The 18,955-nt window shown below is 62.0% G+C and carries 19 protein-coding genes (1 of these 19 cut by a window edge); 4 read left to right on the forward strand and 15 right to left on the reverse strand.

The annotated features are described in order from the left end of the window. A protein-coding gene (locus RLCC275e_RS19400) for a M23 family metallopeptidase (protein WP_033182109.1) crosses the window boundary here: on the forward strand, positions 1-1,514 show its 3' portion. The gene continues 427 nt to the left of window position 1, outside the view; the window shows 1,514 of its 1,941 coding nt (coding positions 428-1,941); its start codon lies beyond the left edge, outside the window; its stop codon occupies positions 1,512-1,514. A 99-nt stretch (positions 1,515-1,613) separates the two neighbouring features. Here the strand turns inward: RLCC275e_RS19400 and clpB are convergent, their stop codons facing one another. The 6 genes from clpB to RLCC275e_RS19430 all read right to left on the reverse strand — a co-directional run bounded on the left by clpB (position 1,614) and on the right by RLCC275e_RS19430 (position 11,181). After that, on the reverse strand, positions 1,614-4,214 hold the full coding sequence (clpB, locus tag RLCC275e_RS19405) for an ATP-dependent chaperone ClpB (RefSeq protein WP_033182108.1): 2,601 nt from the start codon (positions 4,212-4,214) through the stop codon (positions 1,614-1,616). Positions 4,215-4,467: 253 nt separating this feature from the next. Beyond that, on the reverse strand, positions 4,468-5,241 hold the full coding sequence (locus RLCC275e_RS19410) for a DUF4167 domain-containing protein (protein ID WP_033182107.1): 774 nt from the start codon (positions 5,239-5,241) through the stop codon (positions 4,468-4,470). Positions 5,242-5,583: 342 nt separating this feature from the next. After that, positions 5,584-6,444, reverse strand: a complete 861-nt coding sequence (gene prmC, locus RLCC275e_RS19415) for a peptide chain release factor N(5)-glutamine methyltransferase (RefSeq protein ID WP_033182106.1) — start codon at positions 6,442-6,444, stop codon at positions 5,584-5,586. Further along, a complete protein-coding gene (gene prfA, locus RLCC275e_RS19420; RefSeq protein WP_033182105.1) occupies positions 6,441-7,520 on the reverse strand; it encodes a peptide chain release factor 1 in 1,080 nt (359 codons plus the stop codon). Before prfA ends, prmC begins: the two co-directional genes overlap by 4 nt. A 29-nt stretch (positions 7,521-7,549) precedes the next feature. Next, positions 7,550-9,817 (reverse strand): phosphoenolpyruvate--protein phosphotransferase, encoded by a 2,268-nt coding sequence (gene ptsP / locus RLCC275e_RS19425; protein ID WP_033182104.1) that lies wholly within the window; start codon positions 9,815-9,817, stop codon positions 7,550-7,552. Between the two features lie 89 nt (positions 9,818-9,906). Further along, the gene (locus RLCC275e_RS19430) at positions 9,907-11,181 is read right to left on the reverse strand and encodes an aspartate kinase (RefSeq protein ID WP_033182103.1); all 1,275 of its coding nucleotides are present in this window, start codon (positions 11,179-11,181) and stop codon (positions 9,907-9,909) included. Positions 11,182-11,478: 297 nt separating this feature from the next. Between RLCC275e_RS19430 and ubiG the strand changes: the two genes are divergently transcribed. Beyond that, complete coding sequence (ubiG, locus tag RLCC275e_RS19435; protein ID WP_033182102.1) at positions 11,479-12,225, forward strand: bifunctional 2-polyprenyl-6-hydroxyphenol methylase/3-demethylubiquinol 3-O-methyltransferase UbiG; 747 nt, start codon at positions 11,479-11,481, stop codon at positions 12,223-12,225. Positions 12,226-12,301: 76 nt separating this feature from the next. Here the strand turns inward: ubiG and RLCC275e_RS19440 are convergent, their stop codons facing one another. From RLCC275e_RS19440 to RLCC275e_RS19455, 4 genes are read right to left on the reverse strand one after another with little or no spacing between them, the layout of a single operon-like run. Beyond that, positions 12,302-12,730 carry a DUF1178 family protein gene (locus tag RLCC275e_RS19440; RefSeq protein WP_033182101.1) on the reverse strand — a complete coding sequence of 143 codons (429 nt, stop codon included), beginning with the start codon at positions 12,728-12,730 and terminating at the stop codon, positions 12,302-12,304. After that, complete coding sequence (locus RLCC275e_RS19445) at positions 12,727-13,584, reverse strand: carbon-nitrogen hydrolase family protein (protein WP_033182100.1); 858 nt, start codon at positions 13,582-13,584, stop codon at positions 12,727-12,729. The genes RLCC275e_RS19440 and RLCC275e_RS19445 overlap by 4 nt, the downstream gene beginning before the upstream one ends. 10 nt (positions 13,585-13,594) lie before the next feature. After that, on the reverse strand, positions 13,595-13,852 hold the full coding sequence (gene grxC / locus RLCC275e_RS19450) for a glutaredoxin 3 (RefSeq protein ID WP_033182099.1): 258 nt from the start codon (positions 13,850-13,852) through the stop codon (positions 13,595-13,597). A 32-nt stretch (positions 13,853-13,884) separates the two neighbouring features. Continuing rightward, complete coding sequence (locus RLCC275e_RS19455) at positions 13,885-14,661, reverse strand: ComF family protein (RefSeq protein ID WP_033182098.1); 777 nt, start codon at positions 14,659-14,661, stop codon at positions 13,885-13,887. Between the two features lie 76 nt (positions 14,662-14,737). Here RLCC275e_RS19455 and RLCC275e_RS19460 point away from each other — a divergent pair, with 76 nt between their 5' ends. Next, positions 14,738-15,622 carry a methyltransferase domain-containing protein gene (locus RLCC275e_RS19460; RefSeq protein WP_033182097.1) on the forward strand — a complete coding sequence of 295 codons (885 nt, stop codon included), beginning with the start codon at positions 14,738-14,740 and terminating at the stop codon, positions 15,620-15,622. A gap of 15 nt (positions 15,623-15,637) precedes the next feature. Here the strand turns inward: RLCC275e_RS19460 and RLCC275e_RS19465 are convergent, their stop codons facing one another. From RLCC275e_RS19465 to argJ, 5 genes are all read right to left on the reverse strand, one after another. Then, positions 15,638-15,805, reverse strand: coding sequence for a Flp family type IVb pilin (locus RLCC275e_RS19465; RefSeq protein WP_082229797.1), 168 nt, complete (start codon positions 15,803-15,805; stop codon positions 15,638-15,640). A gap of 72 nt (positions 15,806-15,877) precedes the next feature. After that, positions 15,878-16,195 (reverse strand): hypothetical protein, encoded by a 318-nt coding sequence (locus RLCC275e_RS19470; protein ID WP_003543245.1) that lies wholly within the window; start codon positions 16,193-16,195, stop codon positions 15,878-15,880. Between the two features lie 126 nt (positions 16,196-16,321). Next, positions 16,322-16,735: an 8-oxo-dGTP diphosphatase MutT gene (gene mutT / locus RLCC275e_RS19475; protein ID WP_011653687.1), complete on the reverse strand. Its 414-nt coding sequence runs from the start codon at positions 16,733-16,735 to the stop codon at positions 16,322-16,324. Further along, positions 16,732-17,538, reverse strand: a complete 807-nt coding sequence (locus tag RLCC275e_RS19480) for a GNAT family N-acetyltransferase (protein ID WP_033182096.1) — start codon at positions 17,536-17,538, stop codon at positions 16,732-16,734. Before RLCC275e_RS19480 ends, mutT begins: the two co-directional genes overlap by 4 nt. Beyond that, positions 17,519-18,760 (reverse strand): bifunctional glutamate N-acetyltransferase/amino-acid acetyltransferase ArgJ, encoded by a 1,242-nt coding sequence (gene argJ / locus RLCC275e_RS19485; protein ID WP_033182095.1) that lies wholly within the window; start codon positions 18,758-18,760, stop codon positions 17,519-17,521. The genes RLCC275e_RS19480 and argJ overlap by 20 nt, the downstream gene beginning before the upstream one ends. Between argJ and RLCC275e_RS19490 the strand changes: the two genes are divergently transcribed. Further along, positions 18,690-18,953, forward strand: coding sequence for a hypothetical protein (locus RLCC275e_RS19490; protein WP_171816935.1), 264 nt, complete (start codon positions 18,690-18,692; stop codon positions 18,951-18,953). The two genes, argJ and RLCC275e_RS19490, sit on opposite strands and share 71 nt — an antisense overlap. The last annotated feature ends 2 nt before the right edge of the window (positions 18,954-18,955 follow it).

Genomic DNA, 18,955 nt, shown 5'->3' on the forward strand with positions numbered 1-18,955 from the left:
TCGATCCCCTGGCGATCTTTTCCGCCGACGAGCCGCAGCCCGCGCCGCAAAGCCGCACCGGCGCGCTTTACGGCTCCGACGTCGAATCCGAAGTCAGCCTGAAGACCATTCCCTTCCCGACCGGCAAGACCAGCATGCAGATGGCATCCGGCCTGTCGCTTGAGGAGGTCGAAGAGAATGTGCGCTCCAACGGCTCCGTGCTGACCGACGGCAACACGCAGCTCGCAGCCCTTTATTACGTCGATCCGCGTCGTTTCTCCAACGAGGATGCCGATGTCGATCTGACCGCCGGTCTGTCCGCCCGCGTGCTCGAACAGAACATGACGGTCTCCGCATCAGAATCGATCACGCCGCAGACCGAAGAATTCGCCGACGACATCCTGCCCGTGCGTGTCGACACGCCGATCGCCAAGGCGCTGACGGATTCAGGCTATCCGCAGCAATATGCCGATGGCATTGCCGGCTATATCGCGCAGCAACTGGGTTCTGGTGATCTCGACAAGGGCGATGTGTTGCGCATCGGCATAATTCAGAAGGGCGAACAGGCAAAGATCATCCGAGCCAGCGTCTATCGCGGCACGCGCCATCTCGTCACCGTGGCCGTCGACGACAAGGGCAGATATGTGCCCGGCAGCGAGCCGCCGATGCTGGATGCCATCGCCACCGCCTTCGATGACAATTCATTCGCACCGCCCCCCGGCCAGAACCTGCCGCGCGTCTATGACGGCATCTATCGTGCTGCCCTTTCCTACGGCATGACCAAGGATATGACGGCGCTGATCATCAAGCTGCTCGCCAGCAATGTCGACTTCCAGGCGCAACTGAGGCCGACCGACAGTCTCGAAGCCTTCTTCTCCGTCGCCGACAGCGCCGGTCAGGCGACCGAGGATTCCGAACTGCTCTATGTCAACGCCCGTTTCGGCGATACGCAGACTCGCTTCTACCGCTTCCAGGACCCCGACGACGGCACGGTCGATTATTTCGACGAGAACGGCAAGAGCATCCGCCAGTTCCTGCTGCGCAACCCGGTACCGAACGGCATCTTCAAATCGGGCTTCGGCATGCGCCGCCACCCGATCCTCGGTTTTGCCCGCATGCACACCGGCGTCGATTGGGCAGCACCGCGCGGCACGGCGATCATCGCCGCCGGCAACGGTACGGTCGAAAAGGCCGGCTGGGATTCCGGCGGTTACGGCAACCAGACGATCGTGCGCCATGCCAACGGCTATGAATCCTCCTACAATCACCAGAGCGCCATCGCCAAGGGCGTCGTCCCCGGTGCCAAGATCCGCCAGGGCCAGGTGATCGGCTGGGTCGGCACGACGGGCGAATCCACCGGCCCTCACCTGCATTACGAACTGATCGTCAACGGCACCAAGGTCGATCCGCTGCGCATCCGCCTGCCGGGCGGCAAATCGCTGCAGGGCGAGGCGCTGGCGAAATTCGAAGACGAGCGCAAACGCATCGATACGCTGCTCAACAACCAGACGCCGGACCAGGTGGCGAGCAAGTAGCGTCCATCTACGCTGCTTCCCCTCCAACAGACGGCCCCGACCATCCAACGAAAAATGGCGGCCGAAGCCGCCACTTCTCATTCATCCGGCAAACTGGATTTACGCTGCTTCGCTCACCGTCTGCCTCGTCCTGAACTGCAGCCGGTCCGAACCACTCGTCACCGTCACCGTCGATCCATCCGGTACCTGGCCGGACAGGATCTGCTCGGCCAGCGGATCCTGCACGAACTTCTGGATCACCCGCTTCAGCGGCCTTGCGCCGTAGACCGGATCGTAACCCTTGTTCGCCAGCCAGTGGCGGGCTTCCTCGTCGAGATCGATGATGATCTTGCGCTCGGACAGCAGAGCCACCAGCCGCTTCAGCTGGATATCGACGATCGCGCCCATCTCCTCGCGCTTCAGGCGATGGAAGAGGATGATCTCGTCGATGCGGTTCAGGAATTCCGGCCGGAAATGCCCGCGCACGACCTCCATCACCTGCTCGCGAACCGTGTCGCTGTCGTCGCCGTCCCTCAACTGCGTCAGATATTCGGCGCCGAGGTTCGAGGTCATGATGATCATCGTATTGCGGAAATCGACCGTCCGGCCCTGGCCGTCGGTCAGGCGTCCGTCGTCCAGCACCTGCAGCAATATGTTGAAGACGTCGGGATGCGCCTTTTCGATCTCGTCGAACAGCACGACCTGATAGGGCCTGCGGCGCACGGCTTCCGTCAGCGCTCCGCCTTCGTCATAACCGACATAGCCGGGTGGTGCACCGATCAGCCGGGCAACGGAGTGCTTCTCCATATATTCCGACATGTCCATGCGAACCATCGCCGTTTCGTCGTCGAAGAGGAAGCGGGCGAGCGCCTTGGTGAGCTCCGTCTTGCCGACGCCGGTCGGGCCGAGGAAGATGAACGAGCCGATCGGCCGGTTCGGATCCTGCAGGCCGGCGCGCGCGCGGCGGACGGCGCGCGACACGGCCTGAACCGCATCGCCCTGGCCGATCACCGATTTCGCCAGTTCGTCTTCCATCCGAAGCAGCTTGTCACGTTCGCCCTCCAGCATCCTGTCGACCGGAATGCCGGTCCAGCGGGAAACGATATGGGCGATATTGTCGGGGGTGACCACCTCCTGCACCATCGCGCCGCGGTCGCCATCCTGCTTCTCGGCATCGACGAGCTGCTTTTCAAGATCGGGAATGACGCCGTAGGTCAGCTCGCCGGCACGCTGGAATTCGCCTTTGCGCTGGGCAATCGCCAATTCGTTGCGGGCATCATCGAGCTGCTTCTTAAGATCGGCGGCAAGGCCGAGTTTCTGCTTTTCCGCCTGCCAGCGGGCCGTCAGCGCATCGGCCTGTTCCTCGAGATCGGTCACGTCGGTTTCAAGCCGCTTCAGACGGTCGGCGGACGCGACGTCCGTTTCCTTTTTCAGCGCCTCGCGCTCGATCTTCAGCTGCATGATACGGCGGTCGAGTTCATCGAGCTCTTCCGGCTTGGAATCCACCTGCATGCGCAGCCGCGCTGCCGCCTCGTCCATCAGGTCGATCGCCTTGTCAGGCAGGAAACGGTCGGTGATATAGCGGTTGGAAAGTGTTGCCGCGGCCACCAGCGCCGCATCGGCGATGCGCACCTTGTGATGCTGCTCATATTTTTCCTTCAGGCCGCGCAGGATCGAGATCGTGTCTTCGACCGTCGGTTCATCGACGACGACGGGCTGGAAGCGGCGCGCAAGAGCCGGATCCTTCTCGACATGTTTGCGGTATTCGTCGAGCGTGGTCGCGCCGACGCAATGCAGCTCACCGCGGGCAAGAGCCGGCTTCAGCAGGTTGGAGGCATCCATCGCCCCATCCGCCTTGCCGGCGCCCACCAGCGTGTGCATCTCGTCGATGAACAGGATGATCTCGCCGTTTTCCGCCTGGACTTCGTTGAGCACGGCCTTCAGCCGCTCCTCGAATTCGCCGCGGTATTTCGCACCGGCAATCAGCGCGCCCATGTCGAGCGCCATCAGCTTCTTGTCCTTGAGCGATTCCGGCACGTCACCGTTGACGATGCGCAGCGCCAGGCCCTCGACGATCGCCGTCTTGCCGACGCCGGGTTCGCCGATCAGCACTGGATTGTTCTTGGTACGGCGCGAAAGCACCTGGATGGTGCGGCGAATTTCGTCGTCACGGCCGATCACCGGGTCGAGCTTACCCTCGCGGGCCTCTGCCGTCAGATCACGCGCGAATTTCTTCAGCGAATCGAAACCCTGCTCGGCATTGGAAGAATCCGCCGTCCGGCCCTTGCGGATGTCGTTGATAACCTGGTTGAGGCCCTGGGCCGTCATGCCGGCATTTTTCAGCGTCAAAAAGGTAGAGGAGGAGGATTCGATCGCCAGCGCCTGTAGCAGGCGCTCGACGGTAACGAAACTGTCGCCAGCCTTTTTCGCCGCTTCTTCAGCGGTCGAAAGGACCTTGGCGAGCGGTTGTGCCAGATAGATGTTACCGTTGCCGCCGGAAATCTTCGGCAGCTTGGCAAGGGCCGCGTCATTGGCCAGGCGGGCGGCCTTGGAATCGCCGCCGGCACGCTCGATCAGCGACGCCGCCATGCCCTGATCATCATCGAGCAGGACTTTCAGCACATGTTCGGGCGTGAATTGCTGGTGACCTTGCGCCAGCGCGTAAGTCTGGGCCGACTGGATGAAACCGCGCACCCGCTCGGAATATTTCTCGATATTCATATTCTACCTCCATGGATCGCCCTGCCCTGAAGAGGCGCAGACCGATGATTGAGATCGACCCCCTGAAAAGGCAGGCCGCGCTTGGCCCGTCTGGGATTTGGGCGAAGCAGTTCGAGGAGAATATGGTACCCCGTTCTAAGAGTTTAAAGAGCCCATAAAATGAAAATCCCCGACACAAGGCCGGGGATTTTCAAGGAAATTCGAGCAGATCGAATAAGCTTCCCGCTCTCCGCGAAGGGAGAAGCGGAATCCCTTACTCCGATGCGGCATCCGCCAGCACTGGCGCCTCGGCAGAGGCACCCTCGCCTTCACCGGCTGCTTCTTCGCCCTCAGCGCCGCGACGCGGGCGACGGGGGCGGCTGCCGGTGCTGCGGCGGCGGGGCTGGCGTTCGCGCGGCTGGCCGCCGGCACCTTCCTCGTCCATGGCGACTTCGGCCGGAATGCCTTCGATCTCCGGCTGCGGGCCGGTTCCATCGATGACCTCGGACTGGGGTGCCGGCGCAGCCACAGGCGCCTGAGCGGCTACCGGCTTCGGCTGGGCCTGCGGCTGGTGCTGTCTGCTCTGCTGCGGCTGGTGCGGCCTGCTCTGCGGCGGCTGGACGATAACGACATCGTCGCCGTCATTGTCATTCTCATTGTCATTGTTGTCCATATCGTCGCCGTCGCGGTCCGCACCGTCGCGATCATTGTACTCGCCGCGGTCGTCTCGCTGGAAGCGTTCCTGCATCTGCGCCTGGGCGCTGGCGATGATACGATTATAATGTTCGGCGTGCTGGAGATAATTCTCGGCAATCACGCGGTCGCCAGAGCTTTGGGCGTCGCGGGCGAGCTGTGCGTATTTTTCGGCGATATGCTGCGCAGTACCGCGAATCTTCACATCGGGGCCGGAGCTGTCATAGGTCCGGGTTAGCGGATTGCCGCCCTTGCGGTTGAAATTGTTGTTATTGTTATTTCCACCGCCGCCACCGCCGCCGTTGTTATTGTTGCCACGCCCTCGACCGCGCTTGTTCTGCTGTCCTGGCCTCATAGATCGTTCACCTGAATTCTCTGTTTGTGATGGATACATGGCACCAACCGCCATGACCGGAAAACCGGGTCAGGACCTTTGTGCCGCGAGCATACTGCGCCTTTGCGCCGACCTGCCGCTTGGTTCTCAAGTCAGTTTGACTGATTCACGCATTGGGTCGTGTTCAACCGTTGAAACTCTCGTTTAAAAGAGCGGACCCCCGAGGCAAACCAAGTACCGAACGAATCTCGTTCATTCCTATCTGCCCAACACGTGACCGCAACCTATATTGCTTCACCGGGAAATCCAAGCCTTTTCTTCGCAATAACAATAATGTCCTGTTCAATGCCGCATTATCGTCTCTCACGCGAGCGCGAACACGAGCACCCTGTCGTTCTGACCATAGTCTTTCACGGATTTGAGGCACCTGAAGCCCTTCGCTTCAAAGATCGCCGTCACGTCGTTTCGCTGATCGTAGCCGATCTCCAGTCCGACGACCCCATCGGGCCTGATGAACCTTGCCGCATCCTTGGCTATGGCTTTGTAAGCGTCAAGCCCATCCGGGCCGCCATCCAGCGCCGCAACCGGATCAAATTTCGTCACTTCGGGAGCGAGATCGTGAATGACATTGGAAACAATATAGGGCGGATTTGAGACAATCGCGTGAAAGGATCCCTGGATGTTCTCGAACCAACTCGACCGTACGGCTTGAAAACGATCCTGCAATCCATTTCTATCTGCATTCGATCTTGCCGTCAAAAGTGCATCCGCCGATATGTCGCTGCCGACACCTGACGCATCAGGACATTCGCTCAAAAGCGCAAGGCATATCGCCCCCGTCCCGGTTCCCATGTCAAGGATATGGAGACGGCTTTGTGCCTTTGCAAGGTCCTTGAGATAGACGAGAACCGTATCGACCAGGATTTCCGTATCCGGCCGCGGTTCCAGCGTTTCCGCCGAGAGCCGAAGCGGCAGGCCATAGAATTCTCGCTCGCCGAGAATGCGATGCACCGGCTCATGACCAAGCCGCCGCGCCAGCGCCCTGAAAATCACCTCACCCTGCTCAGCAGAAAGCCTCTCGGCCGATCGCGTCAACAGCTCGGTCGGCGACAGTTTCAGAAGGCCCGCGACCAGCAGCCTCGCATCGGTCGCCGGGTCGACGATACCCGCTTCGGTGAAGCGGCGGCGCGCGTCGGCAAGCATATCAGCGACCGTCAAGCTCATTGTTGCTCGCCGAGCTGCGCCAGTTGACTCGCCTGGTAATCAGCCATCAGCGCGTCGACAACCTCCTCGATCTCGCCTTCCATCATCCGGTCGAGCTTATAGAGCGTCAGATTGATGCGATGGTCCGTCACCCGCCCCTGCGGGAAATTATAGGTACGGATACGCTCCGAACGGTCGCCGGAGCCGACCTGACTCTTGCGATCGGCAGAGCGCTCGCTATCGGCCCTCTGCCGCTCGGCATCATAAAGCCTGGAGCGCAGCACCTGCATCGCCTTGGCGCGATTCTGGTGTTGCGATTTTTCCGAACTGGTGACGACGATGCCGCTCGGCAGGTGGGTGATGCGCACTGCCGAGTCCGTCGTATTGACGTGCTGGCCGCCAGCACCCGAAGAGCGCATCGTGTCGATGCGGATGTCTTCGGCCCGGATCTCGATGTCGATCTCCTCGGCCTCCGGCAGCACCGCAACCGTTGCGGCCGACGTATGGATGCGCCCGCCCGCCTCGGTCTCCGGCACGCGCTGTACGCGGTGCACGCCGGATTCGAATTTCAGCTTGGCAAAGACGCCTCTGCCGGTGATCGTCGCGATGATTTCCTTGTAGCCGCCGGCTTCGCCCTCGCTCGCCGAGAGCACCTCTACCTTCCAGCCCTTCTCCGCCGCGAAACGCTCATACATGCGAAAGAGATCGCCCGCGAAGAGGGCGGCTTCGGAGCCGCCCGTGCCGGCGCGGATTTCGAGGATCGCGCTCTTTTCGTCCGCCGCATCCTTCGGCAGAAGCAGGATTTGCATCTCCTGCTCCAGCGCCTCGATTTGCTCCTTCACCTCGGGCAATTCTAGTTCGGCGAGGTCACGCATCTCCCGGTCGACCGATTTGTCCTCGAGCAACGTTTCGAGATCGGCAAGCTCTGCGATCGCCTTCTCGTAGGCGCGGATTTTCGTCACGACCGGCTGCAGCTCGGAATATTCGGATGCGAGCTTCACATAGACATCGGCAGCCGGGCCAGCCGACATGCGCGCCTCGATCTCGCCGAAACGACGTTCCAGCTCGCGCATCTTTTCAACGGGAAGCTTCGCCACCCTTCACTCCGATTCTTCTTAATCTCTGTCTAAAGGGGAATATTGTGGCTCTCGGCGAAGCGGGCAAGCACCTCGCGCATCGGCATCAAGGCGTGGATATCGTCCAGCACCTCGTCCATCGCCTTCGTCAGCGCCCCGACATCAAGACCCAGCAGCATCGCCTTCACCGGTCCGATCGAGGCCGGCGACATCGAGATCGAGCGGAAGCCGATGCCGAGCAGCGCCATCGCCGAGATGGGTTTGCTGGCGAGCTCACCGCAGAGCGTCACCGGTGTCTTGTTCCGGTCCGCGCCGCGCACGATGTCGCGCAGGATGCGCAAGAACGGCTTGCCGAGCGGATCGAAGCGGTCCGAAACCCGCGCGTTACCGCGATCGACCGCCATCGAGAACTGGAAGAGGTCGTTCGAACCGACCGAGACAAAATCGACCGCCTCCATCAGTTCATCAAGCTGCCAAAGCAATGCCGGCACCTCCAACATCGCGCCGAATTGCAGCTTGCGCGGCAGCCCGTGGCCGAAGCGCGACAGATGCTGCACTTCCTTCTGCAAGAGCTCGCGCACCATCTTCAGCTCGGAAACCTCGGTCACCATCGGCACCATCAGCTTCAGCTCGGTGTCGGCCGATGCCTTCAGCAGAGCACGCAATTGGGTGCGCAACAGGCCCGGCCGGTCGAGCGACAACCGGATGGCGCGCCAGCCGAGGGCGGGATTTTCTTCCTCATGGCCACGGAAATAGGGCACGACCTTGTCGCCGCCGATATCGAGCGTACGGAAGGTGACGGTGCGGCCCGCCGCCTGCTTTATCACATTGCGGTAGAACTGCTCCTGCTCCTCCGCCTTCGGCATGGTGGAGGCGATCATGAACTGCAGCTCGGTGCGGAAAAGGCCGATGCCCTCGGCGCCCGATTCCGAAAGCTGCGGCAGATCGACCAGCAGGCCGGCATTCATCATCAGCGCGATCCGCTGCCCATCCTTGGTCACCGGCTCGACGGCGCGCAGCGCCCGGAACTGCTCCTGCCGCCTGGCGCGGAAGCGAACCTTTTCCTCGTAGGAGCGCCGGTGGTCGGCCATCGGCCGCAGATGCACATGTCCCTCGTCGGCGTCGATGATCACGGCATCGCCGTTCTCGGCGAGCGCCACCACGCCCGCTGCCTGACCGATGACCGGAATGCCCATGGCCCGCGCAACGATCACCACATGGCTCGTTACCGCCCCTTCTTCCAGCACCAGCCCGCGCACATTGGCACGCGGATAGTCGAGCAGTTCGGCTGCTCCCATGGCGCGCGCCAGGATGATCGCATCGCTGGGGAAACCTTCGCCGGACGTCCGGCCGGTATAACCGGTCAACTGTCTGAGCAGACGGTTCGCTAGATCCTCGAAATCATGCATGCGTTCACGCAGATAAGGGTCGGTCAACCGCATCATCCGCGCCTTGGTGTCGCTCTGCACCTTCTCGACTGCTGCTTCCGCCGTCAGGCCGTTGCGGATCGCCTCCTCGAGCTTGCGCACCCAGCCCTGGTCATGGGCGAACATGCGATAGGTTTCTAGCACCTCGCGGTGTTCGCCCTCCATCGACACGTCGCGACGCGACAGCATGTCGTCGATCGAAATCCGCAGCGAGCCCATGGCTTCGGCCAGCCGCCGGATTTCCTTCTCGGCATCCTCGTTCAGCAGATTGGTGACGACGATGCGCGGCTCGTGCAGCACGACGTAACCGAGGCCGATGCCGTCATTATAAGTGTCGCCGTCGACGGTGACCGAACGCGTCAGGTCGAGTTCGAGGCCTGGCTTGGTGATCTTCTTGAGCTCGCCGGTGGCGATCATCTCGGCAAGCACCATCGCCGTCGTCTCGAGCGCTTCCAGCTCTTCCTCGCGATAGTTGCGGCTCGCCTTGTTCTGCACGACGAGAACACCGAGCGAGCGCCCGGTCCTGAGGATCGGCACGCCGAGGAAGGAATGGTAGATCTCTTCGCCCGTTTCCGGCAGGTAACGGAAAGCAGGGTGCGACTGCGCGTCGGAAAGGTTGAGCGGCTGGGCCGAGGCCGCGATCGTGCCGACCAGGCCCTGCCCCATCTTCAGTTGCGCGAGATGCACGGCCTCGCGGTTGAGGCCTTCGGTCGCGTAGAGTTCGAGGACGCCGTCGGCGCGCAGCACATAGACGGAACAAACCTCCGCCACCATGTTGCCGGCGATCTGGCGGACGATCCGGTCAAGACGATCCTGCGGCTCCAGCGCCTCCGCCATCAACTCGCGCAGCCGCCTGAGCAGCACGCGCGGACCGCCGGAAAGGTCTCTCATGGCGTCTCAAGCTCCCGAAACAACGCACTCAGTCCCGGCGGGCCGGCCCTCGTCTCCTCAACCTGAAGGGGCAGGCCGCCCGCTGGGAATCAATTCTTATCCAGACCGTAGCAGGAATGCAAAGTCCTGACAGCGAGTTCTGCATAGGGACCGTCGATCAGGATGGAAATCTTGATCTCGGAGGTGGTGATCGCCTTGATGTTGATGCCTTTTTCGGCAAGTGCACGAAATGCGGTAGCGGCGACGCCCGCGTGGCTACGCATGCCGATGCCGATGACCGATACTTTCACCAGCCCCGATTCGTTCTGCACGACATCATAGCCGATCTTCTCCTTATGGTCGCCGAGCACCTTGATCGCCTTCTCGACGTCGCCTGACGGCACGGTGAAGGTCATGTCGGTCTTCGACCCGTCCTCGGAAATATTCTGGACGATCATGTCGACATTGATATGGGATTCGGCGAGCGGCCCGAAGATCGCCGCGGAAACGCCCGGCCGGTCGGCAAGACGGCGAAGCGAGATCTGAGCCTCATCCTTGGCATAGGCGATGCCGGTGACTACTTCCTGTTCCACGATTTCATCCTCGTCACAAATCAGCGTTCCGGGCGGGTTCAGCAGATCGCCCATGCCCGGAGCATCGGGATCTTCGAATGATGAGCGCACGAAGGTGCGCACCTTGTGTACCATGGCAAGCTCGACCGAGCGCACCTGCAGTACCTTGGCGCCGAGCGAGGCCATTTCCAGCATTTCCTCGAAGGCGATCTTCTTCAGCCTGCGCGCCTTCGGCACGATGCGCGGGTCGGTCGTGTAGACGCCGTCGACATCTGTATAGATATCGCAGCGATCCGCCTTGACAGCTGCCGCGATTGCAACGGCCGAAGTGTCCGATCCGCCGCGCCCGAGCGTCGCGATACGGTTGTCGGGTCCCAGCCCCTGGAAGCCGGAGATCACGGCGACCTGCCCCTCGCCCATCCGTTTGACGATGTCGGTGCCGTCGATCTCCATGATCCGTGCCGCGCCATGCGCGTTGTCGGTGCGGATCGGGATCTGCCATCCCTGCCAGGAACGCGCATTGATATCCATCGCCTGCAATGCGATCGCCAGCAGACCGGAGGTCACTTGCTCACCCGATGCGACCACCGCATCATATTCCCGCGCATCGTAGAACGGGGAATTGGCGCCGATGACCTTCGGTGTGCCCTGGACCCAGCCGACCAGTTCATTGGTCTTGCCGGACATGGCCGACACCACCACCGCCACCTCGTGCCCGGCATCGACTTCGCGTTTTACGTGGCGGGCAACGTTCTTGATGCGGTCCAGGTCAGCGACGGACGTGCCGCCGAATTTCATTACGATGCGTGCCATATGCCTCTACCACGACTGGCGCCGGGAAGCGGAAAACCGGACCCGGCATCACGAAAGCTCTGGGGCAGATCGTTTGGGCCAGAGAGCCGGATTCCCAACTTCTGGAACCGCTCTAAAAGCCCAGGCCCCAAAGGCCCCAAGTTGCGGCGTCTCTTAGCGAGTTTGGCGGGGGGAGGCAAGCGCGTCCGATAAAAGCTATTGGCGAGCGGCTCCGTGCTCGTCAGTCCCCTGATCTGCGCCTCTTGACTTATGCTCCCGATCGTCCGACTTCACATGTCACGAATGAAGGAGCGGACGATGACGGAAGGCGCCAGAAGCACGATCGACCAGGGCGAAGTGGACCGCTTCTCGGCGATGGCGGCGGAATGGTGGAGCCCGACCGGCAAGTTCAAGCCGCTGCACAAATTCAATCCCGTCCGGCTCTCCTATATCCGCGACAAAGCCTGCGAGAATTTCAACCGTGATCCAAAAAGCGCGCGCCCGCTCGAGGGCCTGCGCGTGCTCGATATCGGCTGCGGCGGCGGCCTGTTGTCCGAACCTGTCGCCCGCATGGGCGCTTCCGTCGTCGGCGCCGATCCGTCCGAGAAGAATATCGGCATCGCCTCCAGCCATGCGAAGGCCTCCGGCGTTTCGGTCGACTATCGCGCCGTCACCGCCGAGGAACTCACTGCGGCTGGCGAGACCTTCGATATCGTCTTGAACATGGAGGTGGTGGAGCACGTCGCCGATGTCGAATTCTTCATAACCACCTGCGCGAAAATGGTCCGCCCCGGTGGCCTGATCTTCGTTGCCACCATCAACCGCACGATGAAGGCGGCAGCGCTTGCCATCTTCGCCGCCGAGAACATTCTGCGCTGGCTGCCACGCGGCACGCATCAGTACGAAAAACTGGTACGTCCGGAAGAACTGGAAAAGCCACTGGTGGCAAGCGGCCTTGAGATCACCGACCGCACCGGCGTCTTCTTCAATCCGCTGTCGAACCAGTGGAACCTATCTAAGGATATGGACGTGAATTATATGCTGCTGGCAAAGCGGCCGGCATAGTTCCCGCCGTCAATAAGCCGGCTACACTATCGGCGGCGCGAGATGCAGATAGGCGGCCAGACGCGCCGACTGCATGTCAGTTCACGTCCTCCGGCAAAGCCGGAATGGCCGCGATCTCGATGCCTTCTTCCAAGAGCGCCTGCGCCTCGTCGACCGTCGCCTGGCCGATGATACCACGGGCATCCGCCTCGCCGTAATGGATCTTGCGCGCTTCCTCGGGGAATTGCGTGCCGACGTCCTCGGAATTCGCCTTGACCGCCGCAACGGCCTCCTTGAGTTTTTGCAGGGCCTCGCGGCGCATGGCATCCATCGCCAGCGTCTGCCTCTCGTCCTTCCCGCGCGCGGTCGACACCGAAGGCGCCATCAACAGCTTGGAAATGGCGGCGGAATGACAGACCGGGCAGGTCAGGAAACCGGTTTCGACCTGACGATCGAAATCGGCGCTTTCCGAAAACCAGCCTTCGAATTCATGGGCATTGTCACAGGTGAGGGAATAGCGGATCAAGCGGCGACGCCTCCGGCGATTGCCCCCGCAATCTTCTCGACCGAGAATTCCCGGCCATTCCTCAGGTTCGGGATCTTGTCATGCGCGGCCTTGACCGCGGCGGGATCGATCTCGGCGACGATGACCGCCTCACCGGTGGCGCCGGCCGACGCCAGCACAGTGCCCCAGGGATCGATGATCATCGAATGGCCGAAGGTCTCGCGCCCGTCCTCGTGCCGGCCGGCCTGCGCCGCGGCGATGACGAAGACACCGTTCTCGATCGCGCGTGCCCTGAGCAGGATCTCCCAATGCGCCTCGCCGGTCTGCTTGGTGAAGGCGGCAGGAACTGTCATCACCTCGGCGCCGGCAACCGCCTGGGCGCGGAAGAGCGCGGGAAACCGCACGTCGTAGCAGATCGCAAAGCCCATTTCGGCAAAGGGCAGCGACAGGACGCGGGCCTCCGAGCCGGCTGTATAGGCGGCACTTTCACGCCAACTCTGGCCATTGTCGAGGTCGACGTCGAACATGTGGATCTTGTCGTAGCGATTGAGAATCCGGCCGTCGGGGCCGAACAGGAAACCGCGATTGGCGATCTTGCCGTCGGCAAGGGCGATCGCCGTCGAACCGACATGCATGTGGATGCCGAGTTCTACGGCAAGCTCTGAACCTGTCCTGACGATGACGTCATGCGCCTCGTCGGCAAGCACGGCGCGTGCCGCCGCACGGTCGCGCTGCAGTATGCCGGTCATCTCGGGTGTCTGCACATAGGTCGCGCCCTGGCCAACGGCCTCGCGCACCAGCTGCGCCATGGCGGCGGCATTCTTTACCGGATCAACCCCGGAGCACATCTGGACGGCGGCGGCCTTGAAGCTCATCGGTTCTTCCTCAAGCCGCCAGCATCGGATCGAGCTTGCCGGCCCGATCGAGCGCAAAGAGATCGTCGCAACCGCCGACATGATCGGTGCCGATGAAGATCTGCGGAAAGGTAGTACGCCCGTTCGACTTGCCGATCATCTCCTGGCGAAGATCCGGCGAAAAGGTCGCGTCGTGCTCGACATATTCGACGCCCTTTTCTTCGAGAAGGGACTTGGCGCGGGTGCAATAGCCGCAAAACTGCCGTGTATAGATGGTGACGGGTACCATAATCTCTCCAGACTGATGCCGGGTATTCCCTGTCATATAGGCTCGGAGAGAGCCCTTGCAAAGGTCAAAACCGTTATCTCAGCCGCGCCCGCCTTGCGCAGTGTCCGGCTTGCCGCGGCGACCGTCGCCCCTGTTGTATAGACGTCGTCGACGAGGACGATACGCTTGCCGAAAATGTCGTTTTCGCAACCCTTGGCAATCGCAAAAGCGCCCCTGACATTGTCCTCGCGCGCCTTGGCGCCAAGGCCGACCTGCTGGCTGGTGCGCTTGACGCGAACAAGCGTGGCCGCAAGCAGCGGCTTGCCCGAGAGCCTTGCCATATGGCGGGCAAGCTCGGCTGCCTGGTTAAACTTGCGTGCCAGCATACGGCTACGGTGCAGCGGCACCGGGATCAGCGCATCGCAGCTTTCGACCGTCCCGTCGGAAGCGCGCAGCATCCAGCCAGCCATCATCGGCGCCAGATCGGTGCGATCACGATATTTGAGCCCATGGACGAGATCGCGGACGGCATGGTCGTGGGTCGCCGCCGACCGCAGCCGGTCGAAGGGCGGCGGGTTGGCGATCGCCTCGGCGCTGAGGATACCGGCGCCGAGATCATGCGAGAAGGGAATGCCGAGCACCTCGCAATAGGGTCGTTCGATGAAGCGGATGCCGGACCAGCATTTCGCGCAGAGCCCGCGATGGCCGCCGGTGGAAATACCACAGACGGAGCAGGCGGGTGGATAAAAGAAATCGGCAAGCGCCGAAAACGGCCGCAAGAGATGCGCCCGCAGGAACTCTGACGGTTTTTCGATGTTGATCAGTCCCATGCGCAGAGATTAGCGTGTTCTTCGCGAAAGGAAAATCGTCTTGCCGCACGGGCGGTGCGGGACTAAGGACATCGCCATGGAAACGATCTTCGACACAGCCCTGATCGCCGCACATCGCCGTCGCGCGCTTGTAAACAACGACCCGAAAGCCGCCTTCCTGCTCGATATCGCCGCTGAGGAAATGGCCGAAAGGCTTTCCGTGGTCGAGCGGACCTTCGGGACCGCCGTCGAACTGCATGGCGCAACCGGTGCTGCCGCCCGGGCCGCGCTGGCGACGGGCAAGATCGGCACGATGATCCGCGTCGAAAGCGAGATGGCCTATGCCGGGCCGGGCGAAACCTTGATCGAGGCGCCGCTCGAGGACGTGCCGCTCGAACCGCAATCGACCAATCTCATCCTTGCGCCGCTCAGCCTGCATCTGACCAACGATACGCCGGGTGTCTTCATCCGGATCCGCCGCGCCCTGAAGCCAGACGGCCTTTTCCTGGCCGCGATCCCCGGCGCCGGCACGCTGCAGGAACTGCGCGAGGTGCTGCTGGCCGCCGAGGTCGAGATGACAGGCGGCGCAAGCCCGCGTGTCATTCCCTTCGCCGATGTGCGCGATGTCGGCAATCTCATGCAACGAGCCGGCTTCACGTTGCCGGTGATCGACGCGGAAAACTATACCGTGCGTTATGATTCGCTCTTTCCGTTGATGCAGGATCTGAGAGCGATGGGCATGAGCAATCCGCTCGCAGCCCGCGGCCGGATGCCGCTGACGCGCGCATTCTTCCTGCGCGCAGCGGAGATCTACGCCGAACGTTTTTCCGATCCCGACGGACGCATTCGCGTGACCTTCTCGATCATATATGTCTCGGGATGGGCTGCGCACGAGAGCCAGCAAAAGCCGCTGAAGCCCGGTTCGGCCAAGGCACGCCTTGCCGATGCACTGAAGGTGGACGAGCACAAGCTCAGGCAGTAGTGGTCGGTTGCTTCTTCAATTGACGGTCAGATTATTGTTGATCACGTTGAAGACGTCCTGCAGGCTGCCGCTGAAGATTCCTAGAGCGGAGACGAGTGCGCCACCAATGAGGGCGGCGACGAGGCCGTATTCGATCGCCGTCGCACCTCTGTTATCTGCAAGAAATGCTTTCAAAAGACGCATGACCCCACCCGCTGCGCGAAACCGACAACAAACGACGAATTCCACGACCATCGGGACGATGGCCGGCATTTTTCAGCAACCGGCGCCGACGCCGTAGCCCTGGACGACGCAGACCGAGCCGGGCGTATCCTGGAGGACGCTGCGGCGGATCGTATAACGCTTGCCGCTTTCGCTCTTGGGGATCGATCCTGTCGTGATCGTATCGAAATCCGCCGGAGCACTGGCAAAGACGCTTTTCTTCGAGGAATCCGCAAGCATTGGCGTCAGGATGAGCGTCAGCGCGACCACCGCCGTACCGAACAGAAGGGCGATATTCAGCGCACCCGTCCTGCGCGAAGCAGACGAGGCCCGTTCCTTTTCCCGGACAGCTTTCCAGAAATCATCGTCCATGAGGTCAAGCCTTTTAATACACGCACGCCAGATGCTTGATTGAGGCCGATCTTTGGCAGAAGGTGTTAAACGATCCATTAATATCCACAGCCGAAAATGGTGTGGCACAATAATAATCAGATAATGCTAAAGTAAATCCTGCAACATCGGGATGAGCGGCTCGTCGGCCGGCGGCATCGGATAATCGCGCAACGCCTGCGGGCGCACCCATTTCAGCGCCTGACCCTCGCGGCCCTGGGGAATGCCCTCATAGCGCCGGCAGATATAAAGCGGCATCAAAAGGTGGAAGGTCTCGTAGGAGTGGCTGGCGAAGGTCAGCGGCGCGAGGCAGGCGATCTTGGTGTGGATGCCGAGCTCTTCCTCGAGCTCGCGCACCAGCGTTTCCTCCGGCGTCTCGCCCGGCTCAACCTTGCCGCCGGGAAACTCCCAGAGCCCGGCGAGCGACTTTCCCTCGGGGCGCTGTGCCAACAGGATACGCCCGTCGGCATCGATCAGCGCACAGGCGGCGACCAGCAATATCTTCCGGCCCGCCTCGCTCATCGCGGCTCCTTTTGCCAATAGCAATAATGATAGGCGTCGCGAAAACCGAGGCGCTCATAAAGTGCGATAGCCGGGCGGTTGGACAGCTTCACCTGCAGCCAAGCCGAACGGGCGCTGCGCATGCGCGCCCAGCGCAGCGCCGAGGTCAGGATTTCGGTGCCGAGCCCCTCGCGCCGCCGCGCCTCGGAGACCGAAAGCGACATGATGCCGGCAAGGTCGTTGTCCTGGACACAGAGCACGGTCGCAAGCGGACCGTCCACCGCGTTCTCGATCAGGAACAGGCCCGATGGCGGCTTGATCGCCGAAATGATTTCGGCAAGCGCCGGCTTCAGCGTCAGTGGCGCCTGGTCGACGGCGAGGTTGGCATCGACGAAACGGCCGACATCATGGGTCGGCAGGTGATCGAGCGTATCCGGCAGCTCCGCCTCGGCGAGGTCGCAGGTCATCACCACCGTATCGTCGAAGCGCGTCCAGTTCTGCGCGCGCAGAAGTTCGATCAGCATCGGCGAGGCAAGCGGCGTCTGGCGGACTACGGCGACGCGGCCATAGGCCTCGAACTTCCGGCTCGCCTTTTCCAGGCGGATTTCGACGTCGCGATGATCCGAGGGATCGAGCGGCACGATCGAGTTCAACCGGTTGGACGGGTGACCGGCCGTCAGCCGCACCTGCCAGCTGCCGTCATATTGCACGGATGCCGCCGGCCAGGCGCGGAAGCCTACGGCCTCCAGCCTGCGCACTAGCGGCAGATTGTGTGAGGAAATGGATGCCTGCTCCAATGAACGATCAGCTCCGATAGTCGCCATTGATCGCAACATATTCCTTGGTGAGGTCGCAGGTCCAGACCGTTGCCCTGCCGGTACCGAGCCCGATATCGACTTTGACGGGGATATCCTGCGCCTTCATGACGTCCGAGGCCGCCGTCTCGGAATAATCGGGATCACGCTCGCCATTGACGGCGACCCTGATATCGCCGAACCAGATGGCAAGCCGGTCGCGATCCGCCATCTCGCCGGATTTGCCGACGGCCATGACGATGCGGCCCCAATTGGCGTCTTCGCCGGCGGCCGCCGTCTTGACCAGCGGCGAATTGGCGATCGACAGCGCGATACGCTTGGCGGCGGCGTCGCTCTCGGCACCCGTCACGGTGATTTCGAGCATCTTGGTGGCACCTTCGCCGTCCCGCACCACCTGCAGCGACAGGTCCTTCAGCACTTCGTTGAGCGCGGCCCGGAAAGCGGCAAGGCGCGGGTCGTCGGCGCGCTCGATGCGGGCCTGGCCGTCCTCGGCCGCGGCACCCGTTGCAAACAGCATCAGTGTATCGGACGTGGACGTGTCGCTGTCGACGGTCATGGAATTGAAGGTCGGGCCGACGCCGTCGGACAGAAGCGCCTGCAGCGCGGCAGGCGCAATGTCGGCATCGGTGACGACGAAGGAAAGCATCGTCGCCATATCGGGCGCGATCATGCCGGCGCCCTTAGCGATACCGTTGATCGTCACAGCCACGCCGCCGATCTCGGCGCTGCGGGTCGAAACCTTCGGATAGGTGTCGGTCGTCATGATCGCCTTGGCGGCCTCGAACCAGAAATCGCCGGTCGCTTCGACCTGCATCCGATCCAGAACGCCTGCGAATTTGGTGGCATCGAGCGGCTCGCCGATGACCCCGGTCGAGGCCAGATAGACCTCATTTTCGGCGCAGCCGACCGCAGCGGCAGCCGACTTCGCCGTCAGCGCGGTCGCCTGGCGCCCCTTCAGGCCGGTGAAAGCATTGGCATTGCCTGAGTTGACGACGACGGCGCGGGCGCTGCCATGGGAAAGATTGGCCCGGCAGAAATCCACCGGCGCCGACGGGCATTTCGAGCGTGTAAAAACGCCCGCGACAGCCGCCGGCCTGTCGAAGACCATCAGCAGCACGTCGGTCCGGTTCTTGTACTTGATGCCGGCGGAAGCCGTCGCCATGCGCACACCGCGCAACGGTGGCATCGAGACGAACGATTTCGGAGCGAGCGGAGAGACGGAACCGGACATGATGAGACCTGCCAATGAGCATTTCCAGGCGAAATGGAAACCGGTTCGCCGTCCGGAAATGCGACAACAAACGGTGCCAGAGCATGATGCCGAAAAGTGTCAGCGGTTTTCGGACGACATCATGCTCAAATGCTTTGATTTAAATCCGGATTCAGACCTTAGACCGATCAGCCCCAAAATCATCCGGATCTAAGG

The organism is Rhizobium brockwellii (assembly GCF_000769405.2).
Taxonomy (GTDB): domain Bacteria; phylum Pseudomonadota; class Alphaproteobacteria; order Rhizobiales; family Rhizobiaceae; genus Rhizobium; species Rhizobium brockwellii.

What these genes read in the sequence shown, in the direction of transcription:
- clpB (WP_033182108.1), bottom strand. Translation starts at nt 4,214, where the DNA reads ATGAATATCGAGAAATATTCCGAGCGGGTGCGCGGTTTCATCCAGTCG.
- RLCC275e_RS19410 (WP_033182107.1), bottom strand. Translation starts at nt 5,241, where the DNA reads ATGAGGCCAGGACAGCAGAACAAGCGCGGTCGAGGGCGTGGCAACAAT.
- prmC (WP_033182106.1), bottom strand. Translation starts at nt 6,444, where the DNA reads ATGAGCTTGACGGTCGCTGATATGCTTGCCGACGCGCGCCGCCGCTTC.
- ptsP (WP_033182104.1), bottom strand. Translation starts at nt 9,817, where the DNA reads ATGAGAGACCTTTCCGGCGGTCCGCGCGTGCTGCTCAGGCGGCTGCGC.
- RLCC275e_RS19430 (WP_033182103.1), bottom strand. Translation starts at nt 11,181, where the DNA reads ATGGCACGCATCGTAATGAAATTCGGCGGCACGTCCGTCGCTGACCTG.
- ubiG (WP_033182102.1), top strand. Translation starts at nt 11,479, where the DNA reads ATGACGGAAGGCGCCAGAAGCACGATCGACCAGGGCGAAGTGGACCGC.
- RLCC275e_RS19445 (WP_033182100.1), bottom strand. Translation starts at nt 13,584, where the DNA reads ATGAGCTTCAAGGCCGCCGCCGTCCAGATGTGCTCCGGGGTTGATCCG.
- grxC (WP_033182099.1), bottom strand. Translation starts at nt 13,852, where the DNA reads ATGGTACCCGTCACCATCTATACACGGCAGTTTTGCGGCTATTGCACC.
- RLCC275e_RS19455 (WP_033182098.1), bottom strand. Translation starts at nt 14,661, where the DNA reads ATGGGACTGATCAACATCGAAAAACCGTCAGAGTTCCTGCGGGCGCAT.
- RLCC275e_RS19460 (WP_033182097.1), top strand. Translation starts at nt 14,738, where the DNA reads ATGGAAACGATCTTCGACACAGCCCTGATCGCCGCACATCGCCGTCGC.
- RLCC275e_RS19465 (WP_082229797.1), bottom strand. Translation starts at nt 15,805, where the DNA reads ATGCGTCTTTTGAAAGCATTTCTTGCAGATAACAGAGGTGCGACGGCG.
- RLCC275e_RS19470 (WP_003543245.1), bottom strand. Translation starts at nt 16,195, where the DNA reads ATGGACGATGATTTCTGGAAAGCTGTCCGGGAAAAGGAACGGGCCTCG.
- mutT (WP_011653687.1), bottom strand. Translation starts at nt 16,735, where the DNA reads ATGAGCGAGGCGGGCCGGAAGATATTGCTGGTCGCCGCCTGTGCGCTG.
- RLCC275e_RS19480 (WP_033182096.1), bottom strand. Translation starts at nt 17,538, where the DNA reads ATGGCGACTATCGGAGCTGATCGTTCATTGGAGCAGGCATCCATTTCC.
- RLCC275e_RS19490 (WP_171816935.1), top strand. Translation starts at nt 18,690, where the DNA reads ATGCGCACACCGCGCAACGGTGGCATCGAGACGAACGATTTCGGAGCG.
- argJ (WP_033182095.1), bottom strand. Translation starts at nt 18,760, where the DNA reads ATGTCCGGTTCCGTCTCTCCGCTCGCTCCGAAATCGTTCGTCTCGATG.